At 66.1% G+C, this 12,068-nt stretch carries 12 protein-coding genes; 6 read left to right on the top strand and 6 right to left on the bottom strand.

From position 1 onward, the window contains the following. Nucleotides 1-180 precede the first annotated feature (180 nt). Nucleotides 181-753, top strand: a complete 573-nt coding sequence (locus EV651_RS37175; RefSeq protein WP_238157458.1) for a dienelactone hydrolase family protein — start codon at nt 181-183, stop codon at nt 751-753. A gap of 17 nt (nt 754-770) precedes the next feature. Here the strand turns inward: EV651_RS37175 and EV651_RS37180 are convergent, their stop codons facing one another. After that, entirely contained in the window at nt 771-1,547 is a 777-nt protein-coding gene (locus tag EV651_RS37180) for an NAD(P)H-binding protein (RefSeq protein WP_133790183.1), read from the bottom strand. Between the two features lie 53 nt (nt 1,548-1,600). Here EV651_RS37180 and EV651_RS37185 point away from each other — a divergent pair, with 53 nt between their 5' ends. The 3 genes from EV651_RS37185 (at nt 1,601) to EV651_RS37195 (ending at nt 5,355) form a co-directional block, all read left to right on the top strand. Continuing rightward, complete coding sequence (locus tag EV651_RS37185; protein ID WP_133790184.1) at nt 1,601-1,948, top strand: VOC family protein; 348 nt, start codon at nt 1,601-1,603, stop codon at nt 1,946-1,948. After that, nucleotides 1,938-3,062 (top strand): epoxide hydrolase family protein, encoded by a 1,125-nt coding sequence (locus EV651_RS37190; RefSeq protein ID WP_133790186.1) that lies wholly within the window; start codon nt 1,938-1,940, stop codon nt 3,060-3,062. Before EV651_RS37185 ends, EV651_RS37190 begins: the two co-directional genes overlap by 11 nt. Before the next feature lie 130 nt (nt 3,063-3,192). Then, a complete protein-coding gene (locus EV651_RS37195) occupies nt 3,193-5,355 on the top strand; it encodes a DUF262 domain-containing protein (protein ID WP_133790188.1) in 2,163 nt (720 codons plus the stop codon). Between the two features lie 191 nt (nt 5,356-5,546). Here the strand turns inward: EV651_RS37195 and EV651_RS37200 are convergent, their stop codons facing one another. From EV651_RS37200 to EV651_RS37210, 3 genes are all read right to left on the bottom strand, one after another. Then, a complete protein-coding gene (locus EV651_RS37200; protein WP_133790190.1) occupies nt 5,547-6,281 on the bottom strand; it encodes a hypothetical protein in 735 nt (244 codons plus the stop codon). A gap of 444 nt (nt 6,282-6,725) precedes the next feature. Continuing rightward, a complete protein-coding gene (locus EV651_RS37205) occupies nt 6,726-7,190 on the bottom strand; it encodes a hypothetical protein (RefSeq protein WP_133790193.1) in 465 nt (154 codons plus the stop codon). A gap of 587 nt (nt 7,191-7,777) precedes the next feature. Further along, complete coding sequence (locus EV651_RS37210; RefSeq protein WP_133790195.1) at nt 7,778-8,353, bottom strand: GNAT family N-acetyltransferase; 576 nt, start codon at nt 8,351-8,353, stop codon at nt 7,778-7,780. Between the two features lie 56 nt (nt 8,354-8,409). Here EV651_RS37210 and EV651_RS37215 point away from each other — a divergent pair, with 56 nt between their 5' ends. Continuing rightward, nucleotides 8,410-8,901 (top strand): helix-turn-helix domain-containing protein, encoded by a 492-nt coding sequence (locus tag EV651_RS37215; protein ID WP_133790197.1) that lies wholly within the window; start codon nt 8,410-8,412, stop codon nt 8,899-8,901. Here the strand turns inward: EV651_RS37215 and EV651_RS37220 are convergent. Next, nucleotides 8,898-9,776: a helix-turn-helix transcriptional regulator gene (locus EV651_RS37220; RefSeq protein ID WP_133790199.1), complete on the bottom strand. Its 879-nt coding sequence runs from the start codon at nt 9,774-9,776 to the stop codon at nt 8,898-8,900. The genes EV651_RS37215 and EV651_RS37220 overlap by 4 nt on opposite strands. A 165-nt stretch (nt 9,777-9,941) precedes the next feature. On the opposite strand from EV651_RS37220, the gene EV651_RS37225 reads away from it, so the two are divergent. Beyond that, a complete protein-coding gene (locus EV651_RS37225) occupies nt 9,942-10,772 on the top strand; it encodes an SAM-dependent methyltransferase (RefSeq protein WP_133790201.1) in 831 nt (276 codons plus the stop codon). A 60-nt stretch (nt 10,773-10,832) separates the two neighbouring features. Here the strand turns inward: EV651_RS37225 and EV651_RS37230 are convergent, their stop codons facing one another. Continuing rightward, nucleotides 10,833-11,909: a ricin-type beta-trefoil lectin domain protein gene (locus EV651_RS37230; RefSeq protein ID WP_133790203.1), complete on the bottom strand. Its 1,077-nt coding sequence runs from the start codon at nt 11,907-11,909 to the stop codon at nt 10,833-10,835. Nucleotides 11,910-12,068 lie beyond the last annotated feature (159 nt).

Here is a 12,068-nt window from a genome sequence, read left to right on the forward strand (position 1 = left end):
TCCCGTCCTGGACTGAGGAGCGGAGGGAGCGAAGCGACCGGAGCGACGAGGGAAGGACGGGAGTTCCAGCCCCATGACCCGCCGCGCCGGAGGCGTGGCATCCAGTACTGGCCGTTGATCGACATGGTCCGAATAGACTAGCATCGCGGATTGTTCGGGATATTTGGATCATTGGAGCTGATGATGGCCGAGGTCGTGCTGTACCACCACTCACAGGGGCTGACCGACGGCGTGAAGGCGTTCGCCGACGAGCTCCGGCAGGCGGGTCACACCGTCCACACGCCGGACCTGTACGAAGGCAACACCTACGCGACGCTCGAGGAGGGGATGGACTACGCGCGGGCCACCGGCTTCGGGGTCATCGCCGAGCGCGGCGTCCAGGCCGCGCAGAGCCTGCCGTCGAACGTCGTGTACGCCGGGTTCTCGCTCGGCGTCGTACCGGCTCAGCAGTTGGCGCAGACTCGTCCCGGCGCTACCGGAGCGCTCTTCTACTACTCGTGCCTGCCGGTGGAGGAGTTCGGTGCCTGGCCGGACGGCGTACCGGTGCAGGTGCACGGCATGGACGAGGACCCGTACTTCACCGAGGAAGGCGGCGACCTGGACGCTGCCCGCGCCCTGGTCGCCGCCAACGAGAATGCCGAACTCTTCCTCTACCCCGGCAAGGAGCACCTGTTCGCCGACTCATCCCTCCCGGGATACGACGAGTCCGCCGCCAAGCTCGTCCTGGAGCGCACCCTCGCCTTCCTTGCTTAGATCCCGTCGAGGGCTGATCAATCGAAGGCAGTCAGGTTCCGGTCGGCCCAGCTGCGGAAGGTACGGGCAGGGCGGCCGGTGAGGTCCTGGACAGTCGTCGTGACCAGGTCGGAGGCTGGACGGTTCTGGGCGCTGCCGATGAGCGCCTCGACGAGCGCCGGCGGGCGACCATCTGCGAGCAGCTGTGCTCGCGCGTCGTCGAACGGTGTCGCCTCGAACGTCAGCTCGCGGCCGAGCGCGTCGCCGAGGATCCGCACCTGATCGGCCCGGCTGAGTACGTCGGGACCGGTCAGCGTGTGGGTCGTGCCGGGTTGCGAATCACGCAGTACGGCCGCCGCGACCGCAGCGATGTCCGCGGGGTCGATCACCGCGGTCGCGGCGCTGTCCGGCCCACGTACGACGTCACCCGCTCGGAGTTGCCCCGCCCAGCCGAGCGCGTTGGACGCGAACGTGTCCGCACGCAGGATCGTCCACTCCAGCCCCGACGCCTGCACCGCCGTCTCCAGATCGGCATGCAAACGGGTGATCGGATCCGTGTCGGCCCCGAACCGGACTGCCGACGACGACAGATAGACAACCCGCCGCGCTGACTCCGCGATCTTGCCGAGCACCGCACTGGCACCATCGGACGTGAGGAACGGCCAGACCAGGAAGACAGCGTCGACGCCCTCCAGATCAAGCGTCTCGGGCCGGGCGAGATCGGCACCCGACGAGCGGTCGAGCGCGCGCGCCTCCGGCAGCAGCGCCGCCAGTTCGCGCCCGACGTTGCCCGTTGCGCCGGTCAAGAGGATCACTCAGGCGGCAACCTGCTCAGGCGTTGTCGGTATTCCCGGCTACAGTGCTGTAGATGATCAACGGAGCGCATGTGATCATCTACTCCACCGACGCCGACGCGGATCGCGCCTTCTTCCGGGATGTGCTGGAGTACCCCTCCGTGGACGCGGGCCACGGGTGGCTGATCTTCAAGCTGCCGCCGGCCGAGGTCGCGATGCATCCGGCGGAGGCCGCCGCGCACGAGCTGCTGCTGATGTGCGACAACCTCGAGCAGACGATGGCAGACCTGTCGGCACACGGCGTGGAGTTCGTGCGACCGGTCGAGCGGCAGCAGTGGGGAGTGCTGACAGCGTTCCGGTTGCCGGGCGGGGGCGAGGTCGGGTTGTACGAGCCGCTGCACGAGCGGGCGCATGATCTCTGAGTTCCGGATCGCGGTGCCGGACGCGGAGCTTGCGGATCTGCGGGGCCGGCTGGCGCGGGTTCGTTGGGCTCGCCAACTACCTGGGGACGGGTGGCAGCGCGGCGTGCCGGTCGGGTACTTGCGGCGGGTGGTCGAGCGGTGGGCGGCGTACGACTGGCGGGCCTGGGAAGCACGGCTCAACGAGTATCCGCAGTACACGACCGAGATCGACGGGCAGACGATTCACTTCCTGCACGTGCGATCGGCCGAGCCGGATGCGTTGCCGTTGGTGCTCACGCACGGGTGGCCGGGGTCGGTGGCGGAGTTCCTGGAAGTGCTCGGGCCGTTGACCGATCCGGCGGCGTACGGCGGGGATCCGCGCGACGCGTTCCACGTCGTCGCGCCGTCCGTTCCGGGGCACGGGTTCTCGGTGCCGTTGACGTCTGGTTGGAATCACGTACGGATCGCCCGCGCTTGGGCGGAGCTGATGCGGCGCCTCGGGTACGAGCGGTACGGCGCGCAAGGCGGCGACACGGGATCCGTTGTCTCGCCCCTTGTGGGACAGGTGGATCCGGCGCACGTGGTCGGCGTACACATCAATGGGGGACTGGCGTATCCGGTCCTCGAACCGGGTGATCGCGAGCAGTTGAACGACGTCGAACGCGAGCGGCTCGCGGCGGCCGAGCGGTTGCGTGCGGTCGGCACCGGGTACGCCGAGTTGCAGGGGACTCGGCCGCAGACGGTGTCGTTCGGGCTGAGCGACTCGCCTGTCGGACAGTTGGCGTGGATTCTGGAGAAGTTCTGGGAGTGGACCGACCCGGCACGCGAACTGCCCGAGGACGCGATCGACCTCGACCACCTGCTGACGAACGTCTCGATCTACTGGTTCACCAACACCAGCGCAACCTCCGCCAACCTGTACTACGAGAACCGGCAAACCACCGACGACCTAACACCGGGCGTGCCGACAGGCATCGCAGTCTTCCCGACCGACCCAGCAATCCGCCGGGTACTGGACCGCCAACACCACATCGTCCATTGGTCAGAGTTCCCCCAAGGCGGCCACTTCGCCGCCCTGGAAGCCCCCGCCCTACTCGTCAACGACATCCGAACCTTCTTCCGCCTGCTCCGCTAGCCAGGTCCGCCCACGCAGCACTACGCCCGGCTCCTCCGTACCCTCACGGGTAAGCGATTGCTCGGCGAAGATGCGCATCCGACCTGACTAGTGTGTGAGCAAGCAGGGTAAGCACCATGCGGGAGGAAGTGTGGAGACCAAGGTCAGGACGCCGCATGAGGTGTTCTTCATGCCTCAGCGTCTGCTGGTCCCGCTGTTCCAGCGTCCGTACGTGTGGACGCGCGAGAATCAGTGGACAATGCTGTGGGACGACATCCGTCGCCACGCCAACCTCAGGCACTCGGGCATGCGTTCCAGCCCTCATTTCCTGGGGGCGGTAGTCCTGCAGAATCAGTCGGCGTCCGTGGGAAATCTGCCGTACTGGACGATCATCGACGGTCAGCAACGGCTCACCACGATGCAACTGCTTCTCGACGCTGCGCATCAAGCTCTGACGCTGGTGGGCTCGGAGACGCTGGCACGCCAGGTAGAGGACCTGATTCGCAATCCTGAGCACTTCTGCCGCACCGCCGAGGACCGGTTCAAGGTTTGGCCTACCAACCGTGACCGGGCCGCGTTCAACGAGGTCATGGCGGCGACGCTTCCGGTGGCCTACTCACGGCTCTCGCACCAAGACAGCCGCATGACGCAGGCGCACCAGTTCTTCAGCGACGAGATGACCGATTGGTTGTCGGGGGAAGACAGCGAATCCCGCGCCGAGGCCCTGACCCAGGTGCTGCTCAACGGATTGCAGCTGGTGGTGATCCAGCTCGAGGCCGACGAGGACAGCCAAGAGATCTTCGAGACGCTCAACGCCAGGGGTACGCCGCTGACCGCGGCTGATCTCATCAAGAACTTCGTCTTCCAGCGCCTCGACCTTCCGGCCAACGAGAGCGAGGCCGCCTACGAGAAGTATTGGAAGCTCTTCGAGACCGCCTTCTGGGAAAAGGAGGTCGGAGCCGGCCGCAACGCCATGGCCCGCAGCTCACTGTTCCTGAACCAGTGGCTCATCGCCCAGACCGCCGAGCCGATCGGCGTCCGCGAGGTGTTCTCCCGATTCAAGTACTTCACCACACACGATTCGAACGCACCGATGGGCGACCTGCTGCCCACGATCCATCGTGCTGCCCTCGACTACCAGTCGTGGACCGAGGCCGCACGCATCAAGGACGGCGCGCTCGACCGCCTGGCATTGTTCGTCTACCGAATCGGCGCCCTGGACTCCGAAGCGACCAAACCCCTGCTTATCTGGCTGAGAGACCCTGCTCTGGAAACGGTGGCTCCTGCAGTCGAGGAGCGCTTCCTCACGCATCTGGAGAGCTGGCTCGTCCGCAGGTCCTTGCTCCGCCTCTCGGCGCAGAGCTACTCAGACCTGATCGCGCTCCTGCTCCAAGAGCTCAAGGACAGACCCAGGCAGGAAGCCGCGATCGTCACCGAACGGATCCTGCGAGAGCAGACCTCGGGCAACCTCTACTGGCCCGCAGACGAAGAAGTGCAGACATGGCTGGCCACCGCGCCCATCTACCGGCGGCTACGTCGTGGTCGGCTGCGCATGGTGCTCGAAGCCATCGAGGACCACTTCCGCGGGTACGACAGCGACCGGCCTTCGTACGCCGGGCAACGGATAGCTCGCGACCACCACGCGATCGAACACATCTTGCCCCAGTACTGGCAAACCCACTGGCCGGTCGAAGACCTTGCAGCACGCCTTCGGCGAGACAACCACGTTCACGTTCTGGGCAACTTGACACTCCTTACGCGCGGTCTCAACAGCAAGGTGAGCAACGGACCTTGGCTCGGCGAGAACGGGAAGATGGCTCACCTCGCGCAGCATGACGTGATGCTGATGAATAACAACGTGCGGATATCCGGCGCGGACGGATGGGACGAGCAGAAGATCGACACGCGGACCACCGAAATGACCCGTGCGATCCTTGAAATCTGGCCCACCCCACCCGGGCACACGGGCGCCCACTCGGGGGCAGCGACCCAACCCACTTCCTACATCGGTTTGGATGCCCTGATCTCCGAGGGGCTGCTCAAAGTCGGTCAGACCCTTACTGGCCGGGGACGGTTCAGTGACGTCCAGGCGACGGTCCTGCCGGACGGATCGCTGCAGGTGGGCGACAGGATCTACGAGAGCCCCTCCGGCGCCGGCCGTGCCGTACGCAAGCGAAGCACGAACGGGTGGACGTTCTGGGAGGTCGATGCTGGCAACGGCATCAGGCTTGACGACCTCAGGGGCCAGTACTCGGTCCAGTTCGGTGTCGAGGTCGACAATGACGACGAGCAAGACACGTCGCCGCCCGCTTAAGGAAGCCCAAGCGCTGTGCGAGCATCGGAGAACGTGCTGGCCTGAAACCCCGTGACCACAGCGGTCGGCCACCCCGACGTGCATCCTTATCGAAGTGCGGCGCAAGCCCACACCCATCGTTGCCAGGCCACACAGCCCGCCCGCTCTCCCTGTGATACGGCACGGGGCGGCAGCGCGGCCTCGATGCGTGGCTACTTGGTGGCCCCGACTCGCCCCAGCTTGTCGCACCAGTCCCGTATGCGGGCGTTCCTGGCCGCGACGAAGTCCGCGACGTTGTCGAGGTAGTGGCGGTAGGCGTCGAGCGTCCGAGGCAGCGGGGGGCGACCGAAGTGCCACTCTCGACCGACATGGCCATCGAGCCACCGCACTGCGTCTGGGGATGCGAGGTCCTGCAGGTGGAAGAACTCGACGAAGGTAGCGAAACCTTGTGGCCCGGCGCCGAAGAGCCCGAAATAGTCGCCGTCCAGGCGCAGCACGTCGGCGAGCGGGTTGTCGGCCCAGCCGAGATAGTGCTGTCGAATGCACTCCAGAGTGAGGTCGAACCTGTCCGCGATGGTCCCCGCCGTGCCTCGTCGTTGGTTGAGGGACTGAGGTCGCGTCGGAAAGATGATGAAGCCGCCGATCGTGTAGAACGACCGACCGTATCTCGTCCGCTCGTTCTCAGTGAGGTTCTCCCACATCTGCGCGGCACCGAGGCGCCGGTAATTCGAGTGGGTGGTGGCGATGGTGTCGCTCGACACGCGAACATCGCCGTGGACCAAGCAGGAGGTGCCTGGCTCGAGATTCCAGGCGATCCGGTGACCGCTGGGCAGGGACTTGCTCCACAGTTGCTGGTGCCACCTCCTGAGCATGCGGCTGTCGCGGTCGGCGTCGGTGGCGAAATCGGGGTCGTCGTAGAAGCAGAAGTCGACGTTGATCTGGTCCACAATGCTCACGGTAGACGAGGACTCAGGCGATCTGCGCTGTCGCGAACTGGTGTGCGACACGTGCGCACGAAAGTCATGGCAGTCACTATCCCCGAGAAGGCACCTGTTCGATACCCGATGCACACCAGGTACCGAGGGGTACTCCGCGCCCGGGATCTGAATTCATCGTCAAAGTTTTACTCGGTTACATGGTCGGCAAGGAGGAGCCACCGCGGGAGGTGGTATTCGCAATGGGAACCCTGGCCAGCCGTGCATACAACCGCCTCCAGGCAGGATGGTCGGAAGTTCCGTCCGCCGTCAGTGGCCGCGCGCTTACGAGGACGACTCGGCCGCTAACGCCTCATGCCGCCGCAGGAGGCTTGAACGCCGTCAGATGGTCGTAATCACATCTGGACATGCCGCTTGTCGGCCGGTCGCGTCAAGGACAGGCGGCCGCTCGAGGGCCTACGCTCGCTCGAACGTCACGTCGACGGTTAGATCATCGAACGTCGGCTCGCCCGGACCCGCGCTGGCGTAGAGGATGACTGCCGTGTTGCCCCTTGGTTCGACGAGGAGACCGGCGTTCGATACCCAAGCCATCGTCGAGCCCCAGTGCTCGTGCTTCCAGATGTTCCAGATCCGAACAGAGAGCGCTTGACGGCCGCGTACCGGCTTCACATCGATCTCCACGCGGTTGGGTGCCGTGACCGTCCAGAGTGCAAACTGCTTGGCCTTCTCGCCGTTCACAGTGAGCCAGCCACCGTCCGCGCGAATGCCGACGCCCTGCTCGAGGTCTCCGGTAGCCCGCATTCGCACCTTCAAGACGCCGGCAGGCAGCGGCGCCATCACATGGGACATGTGTACGAACCGGCCATCCAACGCGATCGGCTCACCACGCGACTCCACAAATCGGCTGCCCAGATCGCTCACGCAGGAAGCATCCCACGGTGGCGATGCTGCCGCCCTGGTCCACAAACGCACTCATTTGCCGCGATCCGCGCCGTCATGCCAAGGGTCGGATGCGAGCATGCGCTCATCGCATCACCGGTTCGGGTTCTCACGCTGGCAAGTCGCGGTCGGTCGGCATCGCTTCGGCTCAGTGGCTGATCCGATGATCACGCGTTCCGCCGGCGCCCACGGGCCGACCATGCCGCTGGCCGCCCGAAACCGCCTTTGAATCTTCCGCGACCGGCCGGAACGCTCCTGCCAAGATTCCCACGTCTCGTGACGCGGGACGTGCCGCCGGAGGGTGTGCCAAAGGAGGACTCGCCGAACCCTCGTAGACAGCCGTGCAGGCTTCACTGCAAAGCCCGCGACGCCGAGTTCCACACGAACCTCGTCGCCACCCTCCGAATCACTGGAGCCCTAGTACTCCGAGGCCGCTGGACCCAGTTGCGACACACGAGGCATTGCGCGACAACCTTCTGACCACGTCGGCGCGTAGTGCGGCGACGGAGGAGCCGTGCGTAGCACCGCGTGGGGACACCACAGTCTGCGGGGTGGGCTGTCGGCGGGTGTTAGTGCGCCGGCATCACGTCGTGCATCGGCCGGAGGTCGCGGTTGAGGTGCTCGGGTTGCTCGTTGATGACGGGCACGGGTTCTTTGGGGTGGTTTGGTAGGCGGGCGGGGGTTGTGAAGGTTAGTTGGGCGCCGTCGCGTTCTACTGTTGCGTTGGGCCAGCGGCGGCGGAGCATGCGGAGGGAGCGGTCGTTGGCGGCGCTGACCACGAACAGGAAGTGGGTCGCGCCGGAGGCGATCGCGTCGGCGGCGGCGATGGAGAGCATTCGGATTCCGAGGCCGCGGCGCTGGTCGTCCTCGGCGATCACGGCCGCGAGTTCGGCGGTCGCTTCACCGGGAGCCCAGGCCCACATCGCGTGGCCGACGATCGTCTCGTCGCGGGTAGCGACGAAGGCAGCGCCGGTCGGGCACAGCATCCGCAGCAGCAACGCCTGACGTGGCGGCGTACCGATCGCGGTCTGGAACCGGAAGTAGCGGCTGAGGTCCGTCAGCCCGGACAACATCCTCGCCAGCTCGTCCGCGTCGGGTTCGCCGGCGCGGCGGACGAGTGGCGGTCTCGTCTGAGTCTGGTTCACGGATTCAGCCTTGCTCCACTTGGCTGAGTCTGTCAAGCAGACTTATGCTGGTTCACATGAGCGCGGCAGTAGATGAACAGGTGCCGGAGGCGATGAGCTGGTCCACGGAGAACTGCACGATCTCCCGGACGATGGACATCCTCGGCGACAAGTGGACTTTTCACGTCCTGCGCGAGGTCTTCGTCGGCGTCCGCCGGTTCGAGGACATCCGGGCGCGGGCCGGTGTGCCGCGCCAGGTTCTCACCGAGCGGCTCGCCGCGTTGATCGAGCGCGGTCTGATCCGCCGCCACCCGTACCGCCTGCCCGGTCAGCGCGAACGCTCGGAGTACCGGTTGACCCAGGCGGGGCTCGATCTCTACCCGGTGCTGGTGGCAATGATCCAGTGGGCCGACCAGTACCTGCCGCTCGACTCCGGTCCGCCGATCGAGCCGCGCCACCGGGGCGACTGCGGCGAGCGCGTCACGGTGGTCATGCGGTGCGAGGCCGGCCACGAGCCGACCCCGCGTGAAGTTGCCTTCCGTCCCGGGCCGGGCGCGCAACCGCGTTAGCGGTCGAGGTCCTCGATCGCCTTGCGGAGGATGGCTTCGGTCTCGCGAGGCTGGGCCGCGGTGATCGACACGGCGTCCATGGTGACGACGTACGTGTCCAGCTCCTCGCGCTTGTCGAGGTAGACCGCGCTGGTCAGATGCTCGATGTAGACGATGTCCGGGAGGTCGGCGTCGTTGAACCGGAGCAGCGTGAACGCACCGCCGGTCGCGGTGTACCCGCCCTTTTCGAACGGGATGATCTGCAGCGTCACGTTGTGCCGGCGCGCCGCCTCGATCAGGAACTCCAGCTGGGCCTTCAGAATCTGGCGGCTGCCGATCGGGCGTCGCACCACCGCCTCGTCGATCACCGCCCACAACCGCGCGGGTCGTTGCCGCGTCAACACTTCCTGGCGGCCCATTCGCAACGAAACAAGGCGATCCTGCTCGGCCCGCGACAACTGCCGGTCCTGCTGGCCGAGTTGCATGACGGCCCGCGCGTAGTCGGGCGTCTGCAGCAGACCCGGCACGAACTGCAGCTCGAACGTACGAATCAGGTCGGCCGCCATCTCCAGGCCGAGGTAGGAGTGGAACCACTGCGGCGTCAGGTCGTCGTACCGTTGCCACCACCCCGGATTGTTCGCGTCGCGGGCCAGCGTGAGCAGCCGCTCGCGTTCCTCCGGGTCCTCGAGCTTGTACAGCGTCAGCAGGTCGTCGACGTCGCGAACCTTGAACCCGACGCGGCCGAGCTCCAGGCGGCTGATCTTGGACTCCGAGCCGCGGATCGCCCAGCCCGCATCGGTGCGGCTGACCTTGGCGGCCTCGCGAAGCCGGCGCAGGTGCACACCGAGCACGATGCGCAGAGCGGTCGGGCCGCCGTACGCCTCCGGCTCGGTCACCTCTGGCCTCCCAGCAGCAATGGTTCGGTGTGCGGCAGCTGATCATTTCATAACAGGTCGTGAACATGTCCATACCGCACGCGGCGACACGGTGTGTTCAGCGCGCCGTACTCTCGGTAGAGTCGGGCGAACAGACTTCCCGATCACTCTCTGCGAGGTTCACTGATGGTCGACGCCACCAAGGCACCCAGTTCGATCCCGGTCGGCGTGGACACCTCCCGGGCCAGTATCGCCCGGGTGTACGACGCCTTCTTGGGGGGCAAGGACAACTTCGAGGTCGACCGCGAGGTACTGCGCGGGGTCCAGGCCGCCGCGCCGCAGGCCCAGGACCTGGCCAAGTCGAACCGGAACTTCCTGATCCGGGCCTGCCGGTTCCTGGCCGGCCAGGCGGGTATGACGCAGTACCTCGACTGCGGGTCCGGTCTGCCGACCGCCGAGAACACCCACCAGATCGTGCAGCGGATCCAGCCCGACGCCAAGGTGCTGTACATCGACAACGACCCGGTGGTGCTCGCGCACGGCCGCGCGCTGCTCGAAGAGAACGAGAACACGCTGTTCATCAGCGCCGACATCTTCGACCCGGACGAGGTGCTGGCCAACGACGAGGTGCGCAGCTTCCTCGACTTCAACGAGCCGATCGCCGTGATCCAGAACGGCACGCTGCACCACTACATCGGCACCGAAGGTGCGCAGATCATGCAGAAGTACGTCGACGCGGTGGTGCCCGGGTCGTACACGGTGGTGTCGCACTTCTTCAACCCGGAGACTCCGGAGCACTCCGAGGTCGCCCGGAAGATGGAGGACAAGTTCATCCACAGCCCGATGGGCAGCGGTAGGTTCCGCACCCGCGCGGAACTGATGGAGTTCTTCCCCGATCAGGAGCTCGTCGCCCCGGGCCTGGTGCTCTGCGACGACTGGTGGCCGGACGGTCCGCGGCTCAAGCCGCTGAACCAGGTGGAGGAGTGCATCGTCGGCGCGGTCGGCCGCAAGCTCTAGAAGCATCTGACCGTACGTCGCGACGCCCGGGACCACTGCGGTCCCGGGCGTCGCGCTGTTTCAGACCGTCCAGCGCTGCGCTGCCGAGTTGTTGCAGGTGGCAACGGTCACGGCGTTGCCGAGGGCGGCTGGTGCGGTGAGGCAGCGGCCTCCGGTCCGGATCGTGCCGTCGCCGGGCAATGTCCACTGCTGGTTCGTGCCGCCGTGGCAGCTGTAGAGGATCACGGTGCCGGCTTGGGTGGCGCTCGCGTCGAGGCAACTGAACAGGGCGTGGAACGTGGAGTTCTCCGCGTGCACCCAGTTCTGGTTGTTGCCGCCGGTGCAGGTGTACAGCAGGATCGTCGTACCGTCCGAGCCGGAGACGTCCAGGCAGCCGCCGCTGCCGCGGATGTCACCCGAGTCCGAGTTGCCGATGCCGTTCTCCTGGACGGCGGTCGATCCGTTCAGCGTGACCTGGCTGTCCGCGGCGCAGCCGCTGCTCTCCGACGTGCCGGTGAAGTGCGCGGTGAGGCTGCCGCTGGTCGGCGCGCTCATCGTAAGCTTCGAGTACGGTTCGTCGTCGCAGGTGGCCTTGTCGTTGTTCCAGTCGAAGTACTCGGTCCAGCTGACCATTCCCGACGTACTGATCGTGTTCCCGGAGCCGGTTTGCAGGCTGCCGAGTTTGAACGACGTACCGGCGGTGAGGTCGCGGACCGTCACGCCGTACCAGCCGCTGCCCTCGCTCGCGACGGCGAACGTGTAGGTGTGGCCGGCGGTCGGGGCCTGGTCGAGGCGGCAACTGCCGCCGGTGCCGTCCTCCTGGAATTTGATGCAGTAGGTGCCTGCGTCTCCGGCCTTCCAGGCTGTCGAGTTCCAGAGGGAGTACAGGAACATGCCGCCGCCGTCGCGGTGGGTCTGCATGCCGGTGTACCCGCCGACGTCGCCGCCGGTGAAGCCGAACTGATTGGCCCAGTAGACGTTCGCGCGGCCGGGGGAGGCGTTGATCGTCATCTTGAACTCGGCCTGGGTGAGCGATGCGGTGTCGAACGTGTAGTTGACGTAGGTGCCGGGGGTGACGCCGACTGCCGACGCGCTACCGGGAACGAGGGCGGCGGCGAGGCCGAGAAGAGCGCAGAGCAGTAAGGACTTGAGTCTCATCGGGGTGCTACCTCCAAGCGAAGTGGGGCGGGACTTCGTTAGAGAGCTCTCTGAAGTGATGATGCGCAGAGCTGCGCGTAGATGTCCAGAGGTGAGCAGTTAACGTTACAGATGCTCGAAAACGATCGTCGTTTGCTGTGCTGGCGGCCGGGTACCGCG

Source organism: Kribbella sp. VKM Ac-2571 (genome assembly GCF_004362255.1).
Lineage (GTDB): Bacteria > Actinomycetota > Actinomycetes > Propionibacteriales > Kribbellaceae > Kribbella > Kribbella pratensis.